We start from the raw sequence: 18,810 nt of genomic DNA on the forward strand, positions 1-18,810 counted from the left end.
GCATGCCGTGCGCGTCACGGCCACGTGAACAGTTGTCCCTGCCGAATCTCGCGCGCGCCTCCTCGGGCGCCGGGTGTGCCGATGGCAGCATGTAACCGTGGCGGCATCGCGGCTGGTAGCGACGATGGTTGTGGCTGGATGCTGCGCCGTGGCCGCGCCCGCGTGCACACAGGCGATCGACGGATCGGCCGTGGAGGCATCCGGTGGTGCGTCGTCCCCGCTGGCCCCCACCACGACGGCCTTGCAGACGCCGACGGGCCCCGTGGGCCCGCTGCTGCTGGCCCCGGCAGATTTCCCGCACCAGTACCCCGCCACCACGCTGGACCCGAATGCGGCCGGACTCGCGCTCCGCGACATCCGGGGCGTGCCCGACGCGGCGACGGTCGCCCCGAGTACCTGCGCGCCCGCACCCCTGCCGGCCGTGCCGCAGGATGCGGCGGTGGCGGTGGGCACCAACGGCTCTGACAATTCGACCATCACGGTGGCGGTGCTTCGTGTGCCGCTGCCGCTGGCCACGTACAAGACCCAGCTGGAGCGCTGTACCTCATTTACCTTCACCGGTCCGGATCAGATCTCGAGCACGGTAACGGCCTCTCAGGCAGTGGCTCCGCCCATCAATGCCGATGATTCGGTTGCGGTCAATCAAACGGTGGCACCGGCCACGACGGGTAGCGGTACACAAACGACCTTGTCGCTTATCGCGCAGATCGCTGATATTCGAATCCAGGCCACCTACATGACTTTTCAGGGCACCGAGCCCGACGCGGTGCTCCTGGATCAGGCCTTCACCGCCGCCGTACTCAAGGTGCACGACAACTTCCGCTGATCAGCGGCTGACGGTGCGGCCGCATCCGCCCTGGATCGGTGTTGGCGCCTAAGCCGCTCCGGGCGCGGCGGAACGGCCAAGGTGCTCGATCTTGGTGACGAAGGGTGACGTCATCGCCCGTACGAGCGCGCCGTAGCCGACACCGAAGTCGATTTCGTCGCCGACCGCGACGGGGTGATCACCGAGGTCGACCACCAGGTGGTCGCTGCTCATCCCGAGGATCGTGATGCCCTCAGGTGGCTGCAGGCCATCGGGGTCCGCGTCCTGGCGACCGAGGGCCAGGATTGCTTGGTGCACGTTCGCGCTGCCGGTGCGGACCGGTGCCTCGCCGAAGGCCGCCTGAGCACGATCTCCCCAGGGTTGAGCGGGTTTCATGGCGACCTCGATGACCTCGGCGCTCAAGGTGAAGGCGTCCGTGTGCAGGCCGGGGATCGGTGTGCGATACAGCGGATCGACGCCGAGAAGGATGGCTTCGCCGAGCCGGAGTTCATCGACCCGGCCGACGTCGTGGGTGTGCAGCGCCCAGTTCAGGTTCGCCGAGTTGCCGCCTGAGACCAGGTCGAGCGAGATCCCGTGCAGTGCCTCGATGTTGTTGGCGAGCCCGGTGAGAATGCCCATGTTCCGGTCATCAGGCACGACACCGCTCTGACAAGCGAGGTTGGCGCCGAGCCCGGCGAGCCGCAACCAGGGGTGACCGAGAACGGCCCGCACGGCCTCGGGGGCATCGTCCAGCGCGATGCCCTCGCGCAGGTCACCCAGCTCGACCATGAGTACGACGGCGTGCGTCCGCTTCTGCTGGGACGCGGCCTGATCGAGCGCCGCCAGCACGACGGCCTCGGTGTTCAGACTGACGTCGGCGACGGCAACGATCTGCGCCACTTGACTGAGCATGGGTGAGCGAATCAACGTGCGTAGCGGTAACCGGTCGAGGCCGACTAGTCGAGCGAGGTTCTGTATCCGGGAATCGCCGAGGCCACGGGCACCGCCGCGCAGCATCGCCGCGCCGACTCCCGGCGAGCCCAACACGGCCTTGGTGATGCCGGTGACCCGGATACCCACCGCGGCAAGCCGGTCAACCAGAATCCGCGTGTTCTGCTCGACCTTGTCGAGATCGGTCTCCAGCCGAAGCGTCACACCGAGGTTGTCGTGTCGGCTTTCCCTGCGTGCTTCGCCGCAAGCACGGGGAAGGCCGCCAGCACCATGTCGACCAGGTCCGATGACGGGCGTGTCAGCGGGTCGGTGACCGGGAGGCCGAGCTCCGAATGATGCTCGGAGATGGCGTCGTTCAGCTCGTCGTCGGTCATTTCCTCGTGGTTGATCGTGACCCCGATGACGCGGGTGTCGGCGAACGCTTCGATCAGTGCGATCTCGCTGGCCGCGGTCGGCATCGGCACCATGGGGAAGTCGCCGAGCACCTTGCGTTTTGGCGCGTGCTGCACGATCACGCCGGCCGGGCGGCTGCCGCGCAGGATGTGCGCCGACGTGATGTACGCGGGGTGGCTGAGCGCGCCTTGGCCCTCGACCACGATGACGTCAGGATCTTCACCCTCGAACGCGGCGACGACTTGGTGCTCAACCTCACCCGAGCAGAACTGGGGGACCAGCGCGTCCAGCGCGACGCCGTACTTCCCGCCCTGGATCAAAGTGGTCTGACCGGTGCCGACCATGACAGCCTTGATCCCGCGTGCATTGAGCGCCTGGACCAGCAAGGTGGCGGTGGTGCGTTTCCCGATCGCCCCGTCCGTACCCAGGATCGCGATCCTGGGGCAGGTGACGTCGAAGATCCGGCCGGAGAACAGGTGCAGGTCGCGCTTGGCCTTCGGTTGGCGCACATCGGTGATGGTGACGCCGGCGATCACGGCCGCCGCCACGAACTCGGCGTCGTCGTTGAGGAACTCGTGCAGGCCGTTGATGATGTGCATCCCGCGGGCGATGCCGTCGAGCAGTACGAGCCGTTGCTCATTGGACAGTAGGCCGTCGGCAGGCGCCAGCCCACAGATCAGGTAGTCGGGTACGTGGCCGGCGTGAGCGATGGACTGCGCGAGCGAGGCCAGCACCGGGATGCCGTTCGCGGTGCCGTCGAGGAATTTCCCGGCATCTACTCCGGCCCGGAGGCTGTCGATGACGCTGAGGATCTCGTACTTCTCCGAGTGTCGGACCAGGCCGTTTGCGGTCTTGCCGTCCTGCTCGCCGAATTGGCCCTCGCAGTAGACGATCGCGGTGGAACCAACAGGCATCGGGAAGGGGGCTGCCGGAAGGATCGCTTCGCTGCGTTCGGACGCGTTGAGAAAGGGGGTACCGCTTGCAAGAGAAGACATGGGATCCTCTGAGAAGTCTCAGAGAAGGCGACGGGATCGAGGCGGGGCGGTGAGCCCAACGTCCAGCGAGTGGTCTGCCCTGAGGGTCGGCAAGATTACCAACATGTTAATAGTACCCGATCCACGGTGACTGTCCTGCTTCCGGCGCCTCAAAGCCCGACCATCACCTGGCTTTTTAGGGCACCGGGCCTGCTGCGCTACTCACTGTGCACGACAGCTTCCGCTGACGCACGGAAGCTATAGGCGCGTTGTTCACAATTGCGGCGGCATCCACAGATACCCGTAGGCGCCGTCGGGGCGCGAGGTCGCCGTCGCGGCGATGACGGTCCTTGTTGTCACGGTGCGGGCATGACATCACTGATTCCCGGGACCCCCGGCCGCCCCGACTTTCGATTGAACCGGCCGTCCGCCCTGATCGCCGCGCTACCGGCGATGCTGGGGTTCGTTCCCGAAGCTTCCCTGGTCGTCGTCACGCTCGCTGATGGGCTGATCGAGGCGATACTGCGCAGGGATCTGGACGACCTGGACGACCCCGATAACGCGGCACTCGAGATCCTGGCCGAGGTATTGAGTCCCGGGCCGGCCGACGCGGTGATCGCGGTGGTTATCAGCGCAGATCTGGATGCGCAGGCGTCCGGCGACATCATCCGTCGGCTGGCCAGATATCTAGAGCATCAAGGTATTTCGTTGATTGCCGGTCACACGGTGGACCGGATTTCTCCGCAGGGATGGTGGCGCTGCTACGACGGATGCGGTGCCGGCGGGCCTGTCGACGACCCGGACTGCTCACCGCTGACCGCAGCCGCCGTACTGGCAGGCAGGACCGTGCATCGCCGCCGAGGGGATCTCGTGGCGCTGATCGCTCCCACGGACACTCGCCGCACCTGCGCACTGGCCACTTCCTTGCGGCGGGCGACCCAGGGGCAGGCCGGCGATGCCGCGGCGGACCGCCGCGCCGTGAATCGAGTGATGCGTGCGGCGTGCCGAACAGCAGAATTCCGTCCACTATCCAATCGTGAGCTGCTTGGCATCGCTCGCTCACTGACGGTCGTGCGTGTTCGAGACACGTTGTGCGCCTTGGCTGTCGGGGTGCTGGCCGATGATGTGGAGCGGCTGTGGTTGGCGCTGAGTCGACTGCTGCCTGCCCCCTGGCGTGCGGAGGCGTTGGTGTTGTTTGGTTTCAGCGCCTACGTGCGGGGCGACGGTCCACTGGCGGGTGTCGCTTTGGAGGCGGCACTCACCGTCGAGCCGGGACATCGTTTGGGGCAGCTGCTGATCTCTGCGCTGCGTTCGGGTATGCGCCCCGATGAGATTCGTACCCTGGCCGATACCGGTTTCCGGCTCGCCCAGGAGTTGGGCATCAGCTTGCCGCCCAGGAGCATCCCGGAATCCGGGCGAGGGTTTTAGACCTTCTCCACCATGACGGCATGAGCCATCTCATGCGGCAACTCGACACTTTCGTGACCGGGAATGACGATGATGACGCCCTCGGGGGAGGACTCCACGGTGACGCGCGCGTTGGGCACGATGCCGGCGTCCTTGAGGCGCGTCAGCAGGTCGGTATCGGCCTGGACGTGCTCGGCCAGGCGGCGCACCACCACGGCAACCTGTGAGCCGCCGGCAATCTCGGTGAGCCGCACCGCGCTGGCATTCTCGGACCGGCCGGGTACGACACCCAGCTCGGACAGGCCGGGAATGGGATTGCCGAACGGCGAGGTGGTCGGGTTGTTGAGCACGGTGAGCAGTCGACGTTCGACATCCTCGCTCATGACGTGCTCCCAACGGCACGCCTCGGCGTGTACGTCCTCCCAGGGCAGTCCGATGATGTCGACCAGGAGGCATTCGGCCAGCCGGTGCTTGCGCATCACTGAGACCGCGAGTGCGCGGCCCTTATCGGTGAGTTCGAGGTGGCGGTCTCCGGCGACGTTCAACAGGCCGTCGCGCTCCATCCGCGCGACCGTCTGGCTGACAGTCGGCCCGCTCTGCTCAAGCCGTTCGGCAATACGCGCCCGCAGCGGCACGACGCCCTCTTCTTCAAGGTCGTAGATCGTCCGCAGATACATTTCTGTCGTATCGACAAGATCGTTCACTACTCGGCCCCTTACGGTCGTGCTCAGTCTACCGATCTACAACGCAAATCGGGGCGCTGCGCTTCCAGAACGCAGCGCCCCGAGGGCAGGGTAGTAGGTCAACTAGCTCGCGTACGAACGCAGGCGCTCCGCGCGGTCGCCGTGGCGCAGCTTCGTCATGACCTCGCGCTCGATCTGACGCACCCGCTCGCGAGACAGCCCGAACAGCTTGCCGATCTGATCCAGCGTGCGGGCCTGTCCGTCATCGAGTCCGTACCGGAGCCGGATGACCTGCTGCTCGCGTTCGTCGAGAGTGCCCAGCACACTGCGCACGTCCGAGTGCAGCAGCTCGGCGATGACGGCGTTCTCGGCGGACATCGCCTCGGTGTCCTCGATGAAGTCGCCCAGCGGTGCTTCCTCGTCGGTGCCGACCGGCATGTCCAGACTCACCGGATCCCTGCTGTGGTCCAGCAGATCCCCGATTTTTTCCACGGGAATGCCGGACTCCTCCGACAATTCCTCGTCACTGGCCTCGCGGCCGAGTCGCTGGTGCAGTTCGCGCTTGATGCGAGCCAGCTTGTTCACCTGCTCCACCAGGTGCACGGGAAGGCGGATGGTGCGGCTCTGATCAGCCATACCGCGGGTGATGGCCTGACGAATCCACCAGGTGGCGTAGGTCGAGAACTTGAATCCCTTGGCGTAGTCGAACTTCTCCATCGCGCGGATCAAGCCCAGGTTGCCCTCCTGGATGAGATCCAGCAGTGGCATACCGCGACCGGTGTAGCGCTTGGCGAGCGAAACGACCAGGCGCAGGTTCGCCTCCAGCAGGTGGCTGCGTGCCGCACTGCCTTCGCGCACGATGGCGGCCAGATCCTTCTTGCGGGCTTCCCCGAGGCGTTTCTTGGTGTCCAGAAGGTGCTGGGCGTATAGCCCCGCCTCGATCCGTTTGGCGAGCTCGACTTCGTCCTCCGCTGTCAGCAGCGCAGTCTTGCCGATGCCGTTCAAATACACCCGCACAAGGTCCGCGGCTGGACTCTGGGCGTCCAGATCCTCGGACTCGATGGTACGAGCCGGACGGGTGGTGGCGTTTGCCATCGCTGCCTCCTAGTTGATCCGTAGGTCTTATGTGTTGCAACGCTTGGTTGGCCCAGAAAGTTCCTGAGGTTCCCAAACGGCGCCGTCACTGACCTGCGGATATGCCGTCGGCAGCTGAGAATGTCCTGAGAATTGACATAGCTGTCCCTAAGACGGGTCAGCTGACCCGTCCGGCGGGGTGCGCGGTTGCGGCGAAGGAGCGGGATCAATCGCTCTGCGCTCGGCGGTGGGAAACAGCGAGTGACGATGTTCCTGGGGCCCGTACCGGCGCGGCTCCTCGGCCTTGCGGGCAGGACGGTCGTTGGCGATGAGCACCGCCATCCAGGGCAGTGGGATCGACGCCGCCAAGATCGCCAGCGAGATCCATCCGTTGTGCCAGACGCTGTAGGCCCAGGCGGCGCCCAGCAGGGCCGGGAACCGGAACGCCATCAGCGTCAAATAACGGCGTACCCGGGCGCGGTGTTGTTCTTCGACCGAGACCGCGGCCGCTGTGATGAGTACCGGATGGCCGTCGTCATCGAACGACAGCTCTTTTCTCATATCTCCACAATGTCACAATGTAGGAATGGACACGCAGACGATCGAGCGTCCGGACACCACCGTCGACGAGAGCACAGACAGTGATACGCCGAAGGTTTTCCACTACGTCAAGAAAGACAAGATCGTGGAGAGCGCCGTCATGGGAAACCATGTGGTCGCCCTCTGCGGTGAGATTTTCCCCGTTACTCGGTCGGCCAAGCCCGGCTCGCCGGTGTGCCCGGACTGCAAGCGCATCTACGAAATGATGAAGAAGGGCGACTAGCAGCCTTCGGTGGTTCTCTCGGGAGTCGCCTCATCAGAGCTGTTCTCGGCATCGTTCTGGCCATTTTGTGGGCTCAGCCAATCGCGCAGCTGACGGGCGTGAGTGGCACCCGCCGGCCAGTGTTCCTCGATGGCGGCGTTGAGTTCGGCGCCCAGCACGATCGCGAATCCGAGCATGAACGCGAACAGCAGGAACGCGATAGGGGTGGCCAACGCGCCGTAGGTGTATCCGGTCTGCGTGATCCAGTTCAGGTAGAACCGCAGCCCCAGGCTGGCGATCACAAAGAACGTCACCGCCAGCAGCGCGCCGATCAACAAGCGGTGCGACGGAAGCGGTTTGGGTAGGGCTACCCGGTACAGGAGCGTCACCAGGGCGACCAGTGCGATACCCAACAGTGGGAAGTAGCCGTACCGCAGCAGCGCGTTCCACGAGTCCGGGACGACCTCGGCGATCCGTTTCGGTCCGAGGGCGATTACCGGCAATGTCACCACCGCCATCGCCAGCGCGGCGACGTATAGGCCCAGCGCAAAGAACCTCTGACGAACGGGGTGGCGTAGCGGTGTCTGACCGTGCGCCTCGACGATCGAGTCCACGAAGCTCGATATCGCCGACGACCCCGCCCACAGCGAGATGACGAATCCGATGGACACCACCTCACCACGCCCGTCACGCATGATGTCGATGATCGTGGGCTCGATGATCTCGGCGACCACGCTCTTGCTGAAAACGCTGTTGGCCACCCGCAGCAGTCGCTCTTGGATCTCGGGCAGAGTGTCCGATCCGAACAGCGGCCCGACGAACGTCAAGCTCCCCAGGATGCCCAACAGCAGCGGCGGTAGCGACAGCACCTGCCAAAAGGCGGCTTGGGCTGACTGCGCGAAAATCGAGTCATCCCAACTCTTTACGGCGGTGCGCCGCATCACGTGCAAGACGTCTCGACCTATCGAGACATGGCGCGGCTTCTCACTCATGGCCACACCAGCATTCCTGATGGGATGGTCAGCAGTTGTTACCGGGGGTGAAACCGCGGCGACTAACCCTCGACGGAGGCGCTGATGGACAGCACTGCCGACAGGGCACTCAGCTTCTCGGAGTGCTCATTGGCGTGATGCTGGCAAAAAAGCAGCTCGGCTCCGGACGGGAGCGTGGCGCGGACCCGGGCAGCCGCTCCGCAACGATCGCAGCGGTCAGCCTTCGTCAGCTCTGGACTGGTCAGAGTTGCGTACATGGCTCCTCCGTATCTCTCCTGAGCTTTGCGGTCCGGTGAACCGCTCGGCGCCTATGTATGTACTTTGTCAGACGTTTGGGGGGTTTCGGTTGTTCCCCATGTGTGTCCGGTGTGTCGCGGCTCACGTCCGGGGTGTTACAGGGGGTCGGGCAGGCCGATGAGCCGCGTGCGCGAAGGGAATCAGATACTGGTGTGATGCAGTCGATGGCGCCGGACGAAGCCGAACTAGTTCATATCTGCTCCGTGCAGGAGTGGGCGTCTGCGCGTGAACAGGGGGAGCATCGGCCCACGTCACTGGCCGAAACGGGATTTATTCATCTTTCCGCGCCGCACCAGGTTCACCTTCCGGCCAACCGCTTGTATCGCGGAAGGTGTGATCTGGTCGTATTGTCAGTCGCCTCGAATCTGCTTGACTCTCCGGTACGTTGGGAACCAGGCGTGCCCAGCGATCCCGAATCGATGCTGTTCCCTCACTTGTACGGACCGCTGCCGATCGCCGCAGTTACTTCTGTGGCGAGTTTCCGGCCGGGACCGGATGGTTTTTTTAACCCGCTGGCACCAAGCACTTCCTAAGCTATCAACGTGGTAGCTAGACTGGCGTAACTCGCCGGTCTTGAGATAAGGGGGTAACCGCGGTGGCCTCTTCAAATCACCCGCTTACGACCGTGTTGGCCGACGAGCCCGCGGTCGGTGCCTCATGGCGTCCCGAGCTTGCTGCCATGTTCAATCAGGGGGCCGTCACGGACGACACCCTCAGTCTTGCCTTCACCGAGATCATCGCCGAGAACTTTCGCCCCGGAGCGCTGCCCGTCGAACTGATGCGCCTTCGCGAGGCGGGGACCGTTGTCGTGCCGCACGGTGTGTCTTTGGGTCTGGCCGGAGCCGATCTGCCCGACGCCAAGCGCGTCAAGCATCTGGCCGCGCTGGCCGCGGAGCTCAAGGCTCCGATGGTCAGTGAGCATGTGGCGTTTGTGCGGGCCGGCTATGAGGACGGGCGGGCCGGTGGTGTGCTCGAGGCGGGTCATCTGGTGGCTCCACCGCGCACCACATTGGCTCTGGATGTCCTGGTGGACAACGTGTCCCGGGTTCAGGACGATCTCGGGGTGCCCTTGGCGCTGGAGAACGTGGCCACCACCCTGCAGTGGCCCGAGAACGAGCTCAGCGAGCCCGACTACCTGCGTGAGCTCTCCCGGCGCACCGGCTGCTGGCTGGTGCTCGATATCGCCAACCTGTACGCGACGGCGGTGGCTTCGGGCACCGATCCCGTCGCGCTGCTGCGCCGTTTCCCCGTCGAGCGCGTCGCGTACGTGCACATCGCGGGTGGCCGGTTCGAGGGCAACCTGTACTGGGATACCCACTCGGACACCATCATCGATCCGGTGGCCGATCTGCTCACCGAGCTCGTGGTGCTCACCTCCGGCCGCGGCCTGGGCGTGCTGATCGAGCGTGACGGATCGATCGACGAGGCCAGCGTGAGCACCGACCTTTCGGTGGTCCGACAGGCGATCAAGGCGGGTGTCGTACATGCTTGACAACCGCGAGATGCTGCGGCGCCGTCAGCTCTCGGTGCTGTCGGACCTGCTTGCCGGTAATGCCCCGTCGGGATTCGACGAGTACACGGCGCTGACCGCGGGTGCGCAACTGCGGACCAAGCGGAGCTTCGATATGGCCACGGCGGTGCCGTGGCTCGCGGAAACGCCCAACTGGGAGTACGAATTCGAGCAGTACGCACTCTTGCACTCAATGCGGTGCTGCGTGCTGTGCGACGCCAAGGAATTCCGCGGGTACGCCTATGAGCTGCCACGTCTGCGTGACTGGATCATGGATCGCGAGGTAGCCGAGGGGCTTCGTCGGATCGCACTGGTTCGCCGCGGCGGACGTCGCGAGCTTCAGATCGCATTCGGAAAGAAGCTGCGCTACTTCGCATTACGGCCGGAGCGGGCTGAGGCGTGATGACAGCGGTCATCGTCATAGTGACGGTGACTGTTCTGCTGGTTGTGGGGTTGGGCTTTTTCGTGGCCACCAATTCGGGTAGCCGGCCGCGCAATCAGGATGTTGCGCCGGATCATCAACAGAACGGTTATTCGGGCGCCAGCTGTGGGCCGGACGGCATGGACTAGCCAGTTATGCTGGGCGCGTGCAGATTTCGGACCGTAGGTGACGACTGCACCTGTTGTGGATCCGGATAGGTTCCCAGTAGACGGTCGGCGGTCCCCGAGCTGGTGACGGTGAACCAGTAGTTCTCATTCTTGAAATGGTGGTACCGGTGGTTTCGCCAGACCGCGCGATAGATCGCGTGACGAGGTTTGTAATCGGTATGGACGAGATAGTGCGTCCACTCGTAGAACACCAAAAACAGTGCCACCGTGAGCGCGAAGGTGAGCCCAAGTCCGATGCGCGGGAATGCGAAGAGCGCGGCCAGGGTCAATCCGATGATCACCACGACCAGGCTTGGCAACGGGATGAACACCAGTGGGATATCCCGCGGATCCTGATGATGCAGACGGTGGTCGCGGGCGAGCCGCGAGTCGATTTTCACCGGCCCCAACGAACGCGGGCGCCAATGCAGGATTCCGACGTGGATCAGCCATTCGGCGACGGGGGAGATGGCCACGAGCGCAAGGGGCGTGATGGCATCGGCGATGGTCCAGCCGCCCATCGCGATTCGGGCGCCCAGTAGCACGGCCGACCATGTGAGAAGAATCCATGGGGTGGGGTGTTTGACGAACTCGACAAGGGCATCACGCAGGGTCATCGACTTACGTGCCGCACGGGTCATTGTTGGTTCTCCGATTCGTCCATGATTTCCTTGAGTAGCTTGTCAAAGGCCTTGGTGCCCAAGGCAAGCATGGCGGCGGAGGCCTCTTGGGCGGCGTCTGGATCTTGCGCGGCGATCGCATCGGCGAGTGCGCGGTAGTGGCCGATGTCTCCGACTTCAGCGGCCATGACGTTGACCAGCACGTCCAGGGCCCGGACATATGAGTCACGCATGGTGTTGAACACCAGTCGGAAGGCAATTGAGTCGGCAGTGTCGATGACCAGCTCCCAGAAACCGAGTGCACGCCACATCCTTTGCAGCGGATCAGCTTCGGACTCGAGATCCCCGGCCATGGCCTGTAGCCGGTCGGCGACCCCGGGGCTTGTGTGGGCGCGCTGCGCGGCGAGCCTGGCCACCTGCGGGCCGATCACCGCACGTGCCTCGATGACGCTGGCCAGTGTGCGGCGGTCCACATCTCCGCCGTAGGCGAGCAGAAGTGGCAGCACGTCGAAACCGGCCTCGCTGCGATAGTCCCGGATCACCGTCGAACCACCCTGGCGGATGTGGATCAGGCCCGAGCGCTCCAGGCGGCCCAAAGCTTCGCGGACCGCGGTGCGAGACACCCCGAGTGCCTCGGCAAGGGCTCGCTCACTGGGCAGGGTGTCGCCGGGAGTGCGGTCACCGGTCAGAACCTGCGCCGCGAGCTGACTGAATATCTCGTCGGGAATCGACTGACGGGCGATCGGCTGCAGTGCCATGCCGTCACGATAACACCGAGATTGGTAAGAGGTCTAGTGGTCTGACCAATTTAACCCACGATGGCGTCGGCCTCGATCTCCACCAGCAGTGCCGGATCGATGAGTGCTGACACCTCCACCATCGTGGCGGCGGGGCGGATGTCGCCGAAAAACTCGCCGTGGACCAAACCGACTTCGCGCCAGCGTCCGATATCTGTGACGAAGATGCGGGTTCGTATGACATCGCGTAACGAGGCACCTGCCTGGCTAAGTGCCGACTCGATGCGGCGCAGCGCCTCGCGGGTCTGTTCGGCGATGTCGTCCCCGCCGACAGGTGACCGACCCTGGCGGGCCGCCGTGGTTCCGGCGACGGCGACGTGACCGCCGACCCGCACCGCACGGGAGTAGCCGACCGCTGCTTCCCATTCACCGTTCGACGAGATATTCACGCGTTCCATGGCGGCAGCGTAGGGGGCGGGGAATACCTGCGGCGATCGATTAATTGGACTGCGATGTGACAGGACGCATTCGCATCGGAATCCAGCTGCGGCCCGCCAAGGCGCAGAACTACAAGCAGTGGCGAGACGCTGTGCTCCGCGCCGAGGACAAGGGGGTGGACGTCATCTTCGGTTATGACCACTTCCATTGGCCCGCAGGCACCCTGAGCAGTGCGGGAGTGGTGCTCGACGAGGTGCAGCCCGACGTCAACAATTTCGAGGCCTGGACCGCCCTGGGATCGTGGGCCGAAATTACCTCGCGGGCGGAAATCGGGCTGCTTGTCACCGGCGTGGGCTATCGCAACCCCGATCTGCTGGCCGATATGGCCCGGACCGTCGACCACATCAGCGATGGCCGGCTGATCCTCGGGGTGGGTGCCGGCTGGTATGAAAGGGACTACACCACATACGGATACGAGTTCGGTACGACAGGTTCGCGATTCGATCTGTTCGAGGAGAGCCTGGTTCGGATCGAGAACCGGCTGGGTCAGTTGCTGCCGGCGCCCGTGCGCCCGATACCGGTCCTGATCGGTGGCGGGGGAGAGAAGCGCACCATTCCGTTGGTGGCCCGGCATGCTCATATCTGGCATGCGTTCGCCGACATCGACACCTATCGGCGCAAGAACGACATCCTCATCGCCGAGGCTGAACGAATCGGTCGCGACCACAACGAAATCGAGCGCTCGACTGCCTGGGGGCTGGATCCCGAACGAGGATTGACGGCGGCCGAAGCGGACGCCTATGCCGACGTGGGCGCGAGGTTGTTCACCGTGGGGATCGATGCCGACAACGATTACGACCTGTCCGTGCTCGATGCGCCGCTGGCCTGGCGGGACTCACGCTCTTAACGCGGGTGAATCACCGCGGTTGAATCAGGTAGTGCTCGCCGATCTTCAGCGCGGTCGGCACATCAGCCGTTACCACGGTGGGCGCGGCAGGTGGTGGGATCCGATTCTCCGGGCGCCACGTGACGTCCGAGGGCACCAGGATGAACAGCCCGTCGTGATCACCCACCGGACCGAAGCCTCGCGCGGGTTCGCCGAACGGCAGCAGGCCCAGCGTCTCGTGCATGAGGCGTTGGGCCTTCAGCACGTCGGATACCCCGAAGCCGACCTCGCTGAGAGAACGGATGTCGCCCACGCCGAAGGAATGATCGATGTGGTTGTCGAGGATGTTGCGTTTCGATGAGTTCGAGGACGGCATCGTCAGGGCCGGCGAAGTAGATGCTGCGGGCCTGCCAGTTGGCCGCGCAGTCGAATTCGTCGTGCCATTGACCATCGGTCTGCAGCGTGACGCGCTGCGATAGCCACGCCTTGGCCGTGTTCAGGCTTCCCGCAGGAATGGTGAAGGCGATGTGATGCGCACCGTGATACGCCGGTCCCGGAATCAACGTGAGCGTGCTGTCACCGATATGAACCGTCGCCCGGTCGCGATCCAGTTGTACTGGTAAACCAAGGATTTCGGTGTAGAAGCGAGCAGCGCCGGGCACGTCGGTAGCGGTGATTCGCACATCGTGAATCTTCATATCCGGATGCTAGGAGCTCACGTGCGCTTGAGGTCAAACGAGTGGCTGAAGCTCACCCAGGACGGTGGGTAAGAACTCCGCCACGGTGGGATGAATGTGCACGGTGCGTTGAAGTTGTCGCGCGGGCACGCCGTACTGCATGGTGTCGAGCAGGCAATGCACGACTTCGTCGCCGCCCACCCCGAGGATGGTCGCGCCCAGGATGAGATCGGTATCGGCATCGACCAAAACCTGCATGTAGCCGTCGGTCTCGCCTTTTTCTATGGCGCGGCCGACCTGGCTCATCGGTTTGCGGCCGACGAGAACGGAGTGTCCGGAGGCGCGTGCCTGCGTCTCGGTCATGCCGACCCGACCCAGCGGCGGGTCTGTGTATAGGGCGTAGCAGGGCAGTCTGTCGGTGACCCGTCGTGGATCGTCATCGAGCAGGTTCGCGGCGACGATCTCGAAGTCGTTGTACGACGTGTGGGTGAAGGCTCCGCGCCCGTTGCAGTCGCCCAAGGCCCAGATGCCCGGCACATTGGTGCGCAGCTGATCGTCGACCGTGATGTACCCGCGATCGTCGGTGGTAACACCGGCGCTCTCCAGGCCCAAATCGTCCGTGTTCGGTCGGCGTCCCACCGCGACGAGTATGTGAGAGCCGGTGACCTCGGGCGCACCTTGTGTGCAGTCCACGCCAACGCCGACGCCGTCGTCTCCGCGAGACAGGCTGATACAGGAGGCATTGAGGCGGAAGGAGATTCCCTCACGCTCCAGGACTTCTTGAATGATCGCCGAGGCGTCGGGGTCCTCGCGTTCGACCAGCCGTGGTCCACGGTGCACCACCGTCACCTTGCTGCCGAACCGGCGGTAGATCTGCGCGAATTCCAGTCCGACATAACTGCCGCCGATGACGATGAGATGTTCGGGGATCTCGTCGTACTCGATGAGCGAGCTGTTGGTGAGCAGCGGAACCTCATCGACGCCCGGCCAATCCGGAACCACGGCCCGGCCACCGACGTTTAGGAAGATTCTTTCGGCAGAGATGATCTCGTCTCCCACGGCGAGTTCGGTGGGAGAGATGAAGCGTGCGTGTTCGTGATAGATCGTGCAACCAAGATCCTTGAGCCATTTCTCGCCGCCGTTGCGCGACGGGAGGATCACTGAATCCTTGCGCTCCCGCACGCGGGCCATGTCCATACTCACTGAGCCGTCGAGGACAACTCCCCACCGGGCTGCGTCGCGCGCCATATGGGCGGCGTGCGCGCTGGCGACCAACGCTTTGGTGGGGCGGCATCCGGTGTTGACGCAGGTACCGCCGAACAGGTGTCGCTCCACGATGGCCACCGTCATTCCCGCGCCCCGCAATCGGGCAGCCAGGGAGGGGCCGGCCTGGCCGGCGCCCACGATGACGGCGTCAAAATGTGTGCTCACGTGGCGAGCGCCACGGTGATGGCCACGGCCGCGGCCACAGTGACGACGTCCTCGGTGAGGGCGGCGGGCAGATCCTTACCGAAGGCCTCGGCCAGCTTGCCGCGCGCCCACGCCCCGCCGAGCGTGCCGATCACCGCACCGACGGCGCCGAGCAGAAGACCGATGATGAGTCCGGGAGAAGTGCCGCCCGCCAGAGTGCCGAACACCGCGCCGTAGAAGGCGCCGAGGACCACGCGCGCCGCGAACGCGGGCGGCGCCTTGCGGCTCGGCGTCTTGGGTAGTTTGTCGTTGACGATCTCACCTACCGCCAGCACCGTGGCGATGATGGCGACGATCAGGCTGGCCAAAAATGAGGCCCAGGTACCTTCCACTAGAAGGCATTTGGCGAATGCCGCCCAGCTCAACACGGCAAGTGGGGTCATCGCGCGCAAGCCCGCGACGATCCCGATGAGAAGTGCAGCTATATACAAACCGGTCATGAGTTCTCCCGATGCGTTGGCCGGATCTTGATGCGCTAGAGCGTAGACCTGCGCTGTGTCTTTCGCGTCAGAACAGGGTGGGGTCGTCGAAACCGGGGGCGTGCTCGAGCTTGAGTAGTTCGCGCTTGGTCACGACGCCGCCGTAGGCGGAGAAGCCGTGCAGGCTGTGATCGGCGGCCAGCACACGGTGGCAGGGGACGAGCAGCGGAATCGGATTGCGGCCCAACGACTGTCCCACGGCCTGCGCGGCGCCCGGCGCACCGACTGCAGCTGCCACCTCACCGTAGCTGCGGGTTGTGCCGGGGCCGATGTCCCTGGTTACCGCGTACACCTCGCGATCGAAATCGGTGATGCCGTCCAAATCCAGTTGAACCCACTGCAGATCGTCGTCCTCGCCGGCGAGGACGCGCGTCAGGCCATCGATCGCCGCGGCCACGAAGGGCGGCGGTATCAGTTCGCTTCCGGCGGGGCGTCGTATCCTGGCTAGGGTGGCCGCTTCGTCATGCTCGGGCAGCTGCAACGCGACGATGCCGTTGTCGCTCCACGCGATGGCGCAGGTGCCAATTGCGGTGCCGAAGAAGCAGTGGCCGACAGTGCTCACGCCGCCCAGTATGGCCGGACCCACCGACAGGTCGCGCTCGCCGGTGGGTCCGTGCCGTGGGGTGTCGTGACCGTCATTGCAATGCGCGCCGCAGTTCCGCGATCGCGGCGTCCTTCTCCTCGGCAGTCAGATCGGGATCGCTCTTCACGATCTCGATCTTGTGCTCGATGAACGCGCGGTCATCCGCCCCCTGCCGGTGCTGGCGGCTGAGTTCTTCGAACTCCTGCCGCCGGTCGGCGATGGGGCCGGTACCGGGAGGGGAAGGCGATCCGTTATCACTCATGATCGGCTGCTCCTGCTCAGTCAACTCTTGACCACGAAAGAGTAATTCGGGTCCAGGAACAGTGGCGAGAATCCATGTCCGTCATTGCGAATGGTCGAGTCGGCCGCGCGCAGCAGTGCCCATTGTCCCCAGTTACCGGCCGCGTCGCGGCCCACCAGCATGGTGTTGAGGAATCCGAGCCAGCGGGTGTTCGTGTAGCTGTTCTGGAATGTCTCGACGATCGGTCCCCAGCTGCCGACCCAGCCGGAGGTCTGTTCGGCGGTGGAGGATTGGTAGTCGAAGCGGTACACGAGATCCCAACGGTTCGCCGCACGGTTGTGCAGCAATACCTCGTTGCGCCACCGGTTCGGTGCGATCTCGAAGGACTGATTCCACACGAGCAATGTCTGCAGACCCCAGCCATGTGAGGAGGTGCTGCGCAGGTAGGACGTCAGATTCGCGAAGGGGATGTCGGTCTGCCAATGATCCGAGCGTGCCCAGTCGAACACCTTGAATCGGGCGATGTCCTGCGCGTGGTAGGACACGAACGCCTCGACACCTTTTTGTGCTCGGTTGGTGGCGGTCAGGTACAGGTAGTCGGCCACGTTCCCGCCGGGCTGGTGTGGGCAGACGATCTCGTAGTAGAACGAGGTACCGCGCGCGAAGCGGGTGCGAAAGCTGTTCGTGTAGAACATGCCGTAGCCGACTCCGCCTGGAGGCGGGGTTATCCCGGCGGCGAGTTCGGCGATATCCGCCACCCCCGCAGCCTCGGCCAGCGTTGCCTCGGCCTCGCGGCGGGTGGTCGCCGGGAGCTTCGGATGTGATTGCAGCACAGCCAGCTTCGATGCGAGGAAGGCTCGTTCTGCGTACGGATCCTTGGCGGTCTCGGCGGTCAGCTTGCGGAACTTACTGCGTCGATCGGCCACCTCGCCGTCCAGGGGCGGCGGCGCGGTCACTTCGGTGTCGAGTGTTGCGGTCATGGTGTGTCCTTCGATTCCAGCCCGATGACTGTCACCGGGTTGGCACCATGTTGTGCGAGTGGACATCCGCTCGACATGCGTAGCGGGCTACTCCATTCGCGCTTCGATCACTGTGGGTCTGCTACTTCGGTGCGGCAGCGATATCGTCGTCGGGCGTGTCTGCCAGCGCCCGTTGGGGTTCCGCGGTCGCTGCGATCTCGCTGAGGTCTCCCGCGGCTTCGGCGGGGGTGAGCTTGGCCTTGCGCCAGGTGTACGCGACCAGTGCCACCCAGGCGATGACGATCACCAGGTAAATCGGCGTACGCACTGAGTCGGGAGTGTCGAAATACCGCAGCAGTGTGCGGGCGTTGGTCAGCACCAGTACGCCGCCGACCGCGGTGCCGAGCACCACGGAGTTGACGCGCGAGACAAGCCAGGCCGCGATCGGCGCGGCGATCACGCCGCCCAGGGCCAGCCCGGCGATCACGATCAGATTGTTGAAGAACTCAGAGCCGAGCCCGAACAGGAAGCCGATGCTCGCCGAGACGGCGACGATGAACTCCGACGCACTCACCGAGCCGATCACCGTGCGGGGTGCGGCCTTACCGCTCGTGAGCAAGGTGCTTGTCGTGATGGGCCCCCAGCCGCCGCCACCGGAGGCGTCGATGAATCCGCCGAAGAGGCCCAGCGGGGCCAGGAACCTCGCCGAGAACGGTGTCGTCGGCGCATAGTTCCCACGCGGCGGGTTGGTGCTGAATCGGTAGATGAGGTAGACGCCGATGGCCAGCAGGATCCCCGCCGTGATCGGGGCGGCGGACTCCGTGGACAACCGTGACAGCACGGTGGCCCCGAGGAACGCGCCGATGCCGCCGGGTATGCCCAACCGCAGCAGGACACGCTTGTCGACATTGCCGAACCGCCAGTGGGAGACACCCGAGGCCAGCGTCGTGGCGACCTCGGCGAAGTGCACGGCGGCACTGGCGTGGGCGGCACCGACACCGGTAAACACCAGCAGCGTCGTGGCCGTGACCCCGAACGCCATACCGAGCGTCCCGTCGACGATCTGGGCACCAAGACCCACGAGAGTAAAGATGAGAAGTTTGATCACGGGACGGGCTCCTGGCGGGTATTTGTGCGTCTAGCAGGAGTTTCGACAGTAGAGCTGACAGGTTCCGAATTCGCCGGTTGTTCTTACCGTGATCGAAACCTGTGGCTGACCTGTCAGCTCACTGTGAATACCTGCC

24 protein-coding genes and 1 pseudogene are annotated in these 18,810 nt (G+C 64.5%); 8 read left to right on the forward strand and 17 right to left on the reverse strand.

All coding sequences use genetic code 11. The features are described from left to right. Positions 1-124 precede the first annotated feature (124 nt). Positions 125-826 (forward strand): hypothetical protein, encoded by a 702-nt coding sequence (locus B4383_RS01780; protein WP_286150511.1) that lies wholly within the window; start codon positions 125-127, stop codon positions 824-826. Between the two features lie 48 nt (positions 827-874). On the opposite strand, the gene B4383_RS01785 is transcribed toward B4383_RS01780, so the two are convergent. After that, entirely contained in the window at positions 875-1,960 is a 1,086-nt protein-coding gene (locus B4383_RS01785) for an alanine/ornithine racemase family PLP-dependent enzyme (RefSeq protein WP_078287712.1), read from the reverse strand. Then, positions 1,957-3,144, reverse strand: a complete 1,188-nt coding sequence (locus B4383_RS01790) for a DUF1611 domain-containing protein (protein WP_134149582.1) — start codon at positions 3,142-3,144, stop codon at positions 1,957-1,959. The genes B4383_RS01785 and B4383_RS01790 overlap by 4 nt, the downstream gene beginning before the upstream one ends. Positions 3,145-3,492: 348 nt before the next feature. Here B4383_RS01790 and B4383_RS01795 point away from each other — a divergent pair, with 348 nt between their 5' ends. After that, on the forward strand, positions 3,493-4,551 hold the full coding sequence (locus B4383_RS01795) for a DUF4192 domain-containing protein (protein ID WP_078287714.1): 1,059 nt from the start codon (positions 3,493-3,495) through the stop codon (positions 4,549-4,551). Here B4383_RS01795 and B4383_RS01800 read toward each other — a convergent pair. From B4383_RS01800 to B4383_RS01810, 3 genes are all read right to left on the reverse strand, one after another. Beyond that, positions 4,548-5,234: a metal-dependent transcriptional regulator gene (locus B4383_RS01800; RefSeq protein WP_078287715.1), complete on the reverse strand. Its 687-nt coding sequence runs from the start codon at positions 5,232-5,234 to the stop codon at positions 4,548-4,550. The two genes, B4383_RS01795 and B4383_RS01800, sit on opposite strands and share 4 nt — an antisense overlap. Positions 5,235-5,336: 102 nt before the next feature. Further along, the gene (locus B4383_RS01805) at positions 5,337-6,308 is read right to left on the reverse strand and encodes a sigma-70 family RNA polymerase sigma factor (RefSeq protein WP_078287716.1); all 972 of its coding nucleotides are present in this window, start codon (positions 6,306-6,308) and stop codon (positions 5,337-5,339) included. 147 nt (positions 6,309-6,455) lie between these two features. Further along, complete coding sequence (locus B4383_RS01810) at positions 6,456-6,848, reverse strand: DUF3099 domain-containing protein (RefSeq protein WP_078287717.1); 393 nt, start codon at positions 6,846-6,848, stop codon at positions 6,456-6,458. Positions 6,849-6,873: 25 nt separating this feature from the next. Here B4383_RS01810 and B4383_RS01815 point away from each other — a divergent pair, with 25 nt between their 5' ends. Further along, positions 6,874-7,110: a DUF3039 domain-containing protein gene (locus tag B4383_RS01815; RefSeq protein WP_078287718.1), complete on the forward strand. Its 237-nt coding sequence runs from the start codon at positions 6,874-6,876 to the stop codon at positions 7,108-7,110. Here B4383_RS01815 and B4383_RS01820 read toward each other — a convergent pair. Further along, on the reverse strand, positions 7,107-8,081 hold the full coding sequence (locus tag B4383_RS01820; RefSeq protein ID WP_078287719.1) for a YihY/virulence factor BrkB family protein: 975 nt from the start codon (positions 8,079-8,081) through the stop codon (positions 7,107-7,109). The two genes, B4383_RS01815 and B4383_RS01820, sit on opposite strands and share 4 nt — an antisense overlap. A gap of 62 nt (positions 8,082-8,143) precedes the next feature. Next, positions 8,144-8,338, reverse strand: a complete 195-nt coding sequence (locus tag B4383_RS01825; RefSeq protein WP_078287720.1) for a hypothetical protein — start codon at positions 8,336-8,338, stop codon at positions 8,144-8,146. 195 nt (positions 8,339-8,533) lie between these two features. On the opposite strand from B4383_RS01825, the gene B4383_RS01830 reads away from it, so the two are divergent. The 4 genes from B4383_RS01830 (at position 8,534) to B4383_RS26140 (ending at position 10,458) form a co-directional block, all read left to right on the forward strand. Then, complete coding sequence (locus B4383_RS01830; RefSeq protein WP_078287856.1) at positions 8,534-8,911, forward strand: DUF952 domain-containing protein; 378 nt, start codon at positions 8,534-8,536, stop codon at positions 8,909-8,911. A 62-nt stretch (positions 8,912-8,973) separates the two neighbouring features. After that, positions 8,974-9,870, forward strand: a complete 897-nt coding sequence (locus B4383_RS01835; RefSeq protein ID WP_078287721.1) for a DUF692 family multinuclear iron-containing protein — start codon at positions 8,974-8,976, stop codon at positions 9,868-9,870. Further along, positions 9,863-10,291, forward strand: coding sequence for a hypothetical protein (locus B4383_RS01840; protein ID WP_078287722.1), 429 nt, complete (start codon positions 9,863-9,865; stop codon positions 10,289-10,291). Before B4383_RS01835 ends, B4383_RS01840 begins: the two co-directional genes overlap by 8 nt. After that, on the forward strand, positions 10,291-10,458 hold the full coding sequence (locus tag B4383_RS26140) for a hypothetical protein (protein WP_134149580.1): 168 nt from the start codon (positions 10,291-10,293) through the stop codon (positions 10,456-10,458). The genes B4383_RS01840 and B4383_RS26140 overlap by 1 nt, the downstream gene beginning before the upstream one ends. On the opposite strand, the gene B4383_RS01845 is transcribed toward B4383_RS26140, so the two are convergent. The 3 genes from B4383_RS01845 to B4383_RS01855 are packed head-to-tail and all read right to left on the reverse strand — an operon-like array spanning position 10,455 to position 12,291. After that, positions 10,455-11,117: a sterol desaturase family protein gene (locus B4383_RS01845; RefSeq protein ID WP_078287723.1), complete on the reverse strand. Its 663-nt coding sequence runs from the start codon at positions 11,115-11,117 to the stop codon at positions 10,455-10,457. The two genes, B4383_RS26140 and B4383_RS01845, sit on opposite strands and share 4 nt — an antisense overlap. After that, positions 11,114-11,854: a GntR family transcriptional regulator gene (locus B4383_RS01850; RefSeq protein ID WP_078287724.1), complete on the reverse strand. Its 741-nt coding sequence runs from the start codon at positions 11,852-11,854 to the stop codon at positions 11,114-11,116. The genes B4383_RS01845 and B4383_RS01850 overlap by 4 nt, the downstream gene beginning before the upstream one ends. Positions 11,855-11,904: 50 nt before the next feature. Beyond that, the gene (locus B4383_RS01855; RefSeq protein WP_078287725.1) at positions 11,905-12,291 is read right to left on the reverse strand and encodes a RidA family protein; all 387 of its coding nucleotides are present in this window, start codon (positions 12,289-12,291) and stop codon (positions 11,905-11,907) included. Positions 12,292-12,347: 56 nt separating this feature from the next. Here B4383_RS01855 and B4383_RS01860 point away from each other — a divergent pair, with 56 nt between their 5' ends. Then, positions 12,348-13,178 carry an LLM class F420-dependent oxidoreductase gene (locus tag B4383_RS01860; protein ID WP_078287726.1) on the forward strand — a complete coding sequence of 277 codons (831 nt, stop codon included), beginning with the start codon at positions 12,348-12,350 and terminating at the stop codon, positions 13,176-13,178. A gap of 10 nt (positions 13,179-13,188) precedes the next feature. Here B4383_RS01860 and B4383_RS01865 read toward each other — a convergent pair. The 7 genes and pseudogenes from B4383_RS01865 to B4383_RS01895 all read right to left on the reverse strand — a co-directional run bounded on the left by B4383_RS01865 (position 13,189) and on the right by B4383_RS01895 (position 18,674). Next, positions 13,189-13,855, reverse strand: a pseudogene (locus tag B4383_RS01865) (VOC family protein). 33 nt (positions 13,856-13,888) lie between these two features. Continuing rightward, positions 13,889-15,265 carry an FAD-containing oxidoreductase gene (locus B4383_RS01870; RefSeq protein WP_078287727.1) on the reverse strand — a complete coding sequence of 459 codons (1,377 nt, stop codon included), beginning with the start codon at positions 15,263-15,265 and terminating at the stop codon, positions 13,889-13,891. Beyond that, entirely contained in the window at positions 15,262-15,744 is a 483-nt protein-coding gene (locus tag B4383_RS01875; RefSeq protein ID WP_078287728.1) for a DUF4126 domain-containing protein, read from the reverse strand. Before B4383_RS01875 ends, B4383_RS01870 begins: the two co-directional genes overlap by 4 nt. Before the next feature lie 67 nt (positions 15,745-15,811). After that, positions 15,812-16,369 carry a methylated-DNA--[protein]-cysteine S-methyltransferase gene (locus B4383_RS01880; RefSeq protein WP_078287729.1) on the reverse strand — a complete coding sequence of 186 codons (558 nt, stop codon included), beginning with the start codon at positions 16,367-16,369 and terminating at the stop codon, positions 15,812-15,814. A 49-nt stretch (positions 16,370-16,418) separates the two neighbouring features. Next, positions 16,419-16,628, reverse strand: coding sequence for a hypothetical protein (locus B4383_RS01885; RefSeq protein ID WP_078287730.1), 210 nt, complete (start codon positions 16,626-16,628; stop codon positions 16,419-16,421). A 20-nt stretch (positions 16,629-16,648) separates the two neighbouring features. Continuing rightward, the gene (locus tag B4383_RS01890) at positions 16,649-17,587 is read right to left on the reverse strand and encodes a hypothetical protein (RefSeq protein ID WP_078287731.1); all 939 of its coding nucleotides are present in this window, start codon (positions 17,585-17,587) and stop codon (positions 16,649-16,651) included. Between the two features lie 121 nt (positions 17,588-17,708). Then, on the reverse strand, positions 17,709-18,674 hold the full coding sequence (locus B4383_RS01895) for a sulfite exporter TauE/SafE family protein (protein ID WP_078287732.1): 966 nt from the start codon (positions 18,672-18,674) through the stop codon (positions 17,709-17,711). Between the last annotated feature and the right edge of the window lie 136 nt (positions 18,675-18,810).

Source organism: Mycobacterium sp. D16R24 (genome assembly GCF_002013385.1).
Classification (GTDB): domain Bacteria; phylum Actinomycetota; class Actinomycetes; order Mycobacteriales; family Mycobacteriaceae; genus Mycobacterium.

Bases quoted from the DNA above. Each gene is read 5' to 3' on its own strand.
- B4383_RS01885 (WP_078287730.1), bottom strand. From the start codon at position 16,628: ATGAGTGATAACGGATCGCCTTCCCCTCCCGGTACCGGCCCCATCGCC.
- B4383_RS01820 (WP_078287719.1), bottom strand. From the start codon at position 8,081: ATGAGTGAGAAGCCGCGCCATGTCTCGATAGGTCGAGACGTCTTGCAC.
- B4383_RS01795 (WP_078287714.1), top strand. From the start codon at position 3,493: ATGACATCACTGATTCCCGGGACCCCCGGCCGCCCCGACTTTCGATTG.
- B4383_RS01810 (WP_078287717.1), bottom strand. From the start codon at position 6,848: ATGAGAAAAGAGCTGTCGTTCGATGACGACGGCCATCCGGTACTCATC.
- B4383_RS01780 (WP_286150511.1), top strand. From the start codon at position 125: ATGGTTGTGGCTGGATGCTGCGCCGTGGCCGCGCCCGCGTGCACACAG.
- B4383_RS01825 (WP_078287720.1), bottom strand. From the start codon at position 8,338: ATGTACGCAACTCTGACCAGTCCAGAGCTGACGAAGGCTGACCGCTGC.
- B4383_RS01875 (WP_078287728.1), bottom strand. From the start codon at position 15,744: ATGACCGGTTTGTATATAGCTGCACTTCTCATCGGGATCGTCGCGGGC.
- B4383_RS01790 (WP_134149582.1), bottom strand. From the start codon at position 3,144: ATGTCTTCTCTTGCAAGCGGTACCCCCTTTCTCAACGCGTCCGAACGC.
- B4383_RS01830 (WP_078287856.1), top strand. From the start codon at position 8,534: ATGCAGTCGATGGCGCCGGACGAAGCCGAACTAGTTCATATCTGCTCC.
- B4383_RS01890 (WP_078287731.1), bottom strand. From the start codon at position 17,587: ATGACCGCAACACTCGACACCGAAGTGACCGCGCCGCCGCCCCTGGAC.
- B4383_RS26140 (WP_134149580.1), top strand. From the start codon at position 10,291: ATGACAGCGGTCATCGTCATAGTGACGGTGACTGTTCTGCTGGTTGTG.
- B4383_RS01845 (WP_078287723.1), bottom strand. From the start codon at position 11,117: ATGACCCGTGCGGCACGTAAGTCGATGACCCTGCGTGATGCCCTTGTC.
- B4383_RS01840 (WP_078287722.1), top strand. From the start codon at position 9,863: ATGCTTGACAACCGCGAGATGCTGCGGCGCCGTCAGCTCTCGGTGCTG.
- B4383_RS01855 (WP_078287725.1), bottom strand. From the start codon at position 12,291: ATGGAACGCGTGAATATCTCGTCGAACGGTGAATGGGAAGCAGCGGTC.
- B4383_RS01850 (WP_078287724.1), bottom strand. From the start codon at position 11,854: ATGGCACTGCAGCCGATCGCCCGTCAGTCGATTCCCGACGAGATATTC.
- B4383_RS01805 (WP_078287716.1), bottom strand. From the start codon at position 6,308: ATGGCAAACGCCACCACCCGTCCGGCTCGTACCATCGAGTCCGAGGAT.
- B4383_RS01815 (WP_078287718.1), top strand. From the start codon at position 6,874: ATGGACACGCAGACGATCGAGCGTCCGGACACCACCGTCGACGAGAGC.